Annotated in this window: 2 protein-coding genes; both read right to left on the bottom strand. The window is 46.8% G+C overall.

The annotated features are described in order from the left end of the window. A partial coding sequence (locus ACTHUR_RS12295; RefSeq protein WP_440398754.1) for a PfkB family carbohydrate kinase occupies positions 1 to 479 on the bottom strand: 479 nt, incomplete at its 3' end. A 105-nt stretch (positions 480 to 584) separates the two neighbouring features. Then, on the bottom strand, positions 585 to 947 hold the full coding sequence (locus ACTHUR_RS12300; protein WP_440398756.1) for a DUF2185 domain-containing protein: 363 nt from the start codon (positions 945 to 947) through the stop codon (positions 585 to 587). Between the last annotated feature and the right edge of the window lie 2 nt (positions 948 to 949).

Below are 949 nucleotides of genomic sequence, written 5' to 3' on the forward strand. Positions count from 1 at the left end.
TTGCCGTAGTCCGAAAAAATGATTGCATCGTATTCGGGCAATATTTCACGGTATTTCTGCTTGATTTGCTCCAACACTTCGCGGTTGGGATGTTCTTCAAAATCAAGGCGGATAAGCTGCTGGTTGCGGGCGACGACACGCAGTTTGACGGTGGTGGCGATTTGTTTGTCGCGCATCAGATAGGAGGCAACGCCATCTTGCGCCATCAGCGCGTCGAGCGCGTTGGCGGCTTCGTCGTCGCCGGTTACCGACAACAGCCCTGCTTTGCCGCCCAACGAAGCGATGTTGCGCGCAACATTCGCCGCTCCGCCCGCGCGTTGGTCGATTCGTCCGATTTTCGCCACCGGAACGGGGGCTTCGGGCGAAATACGGGACACGTCGCCAAACCAATAGCGGTCGAGCATCACGTCGCCGACAACCAGGACTTTGGCTTGTGCGAAACGGGATTTGAGGGTTTCTTGTTGGAACTTGGTGGGCATTTTCTGCACTCCAAAATTAGTTATTTTTTGTGTGTGAAAACTTCAATGTATTCTCAGCGCACTCACCTGCAGATTTACTGATTAAAAATAAAATCTGACTTTTTATTATTCTTCAAAATCGAAAGGAGACCAATCGGTAACAGGAGAAAAATAATCCTCTCCCTCTTTTTTTTCAAAAACGCTACCTATATCCGCCCAAAACAGCTCCCCAACATCTGCTTGATAATGAGTAAGTCGCGTCAAGCTTTGAAAGGAGAAGTTTTCAGAGTTATTCATGTATTCATCATCTTCTGTTCCGGAAAGTACTCGCCATCCGCTATCAAATGGTAAATCCCCTTGATGTTCCCGATACATAAATCTAATAGGAAGCCCCTCTTCAACAATTTTATGTGACACAATCGCATACCATCCAACAGGGGTATCCTTTACAAGTAAATCATCTTCTGGAAATGCATCATGATCAAAAATAT

Source organism: Neisseria sp. P0021.S007, from assembly GCF_051956855.1.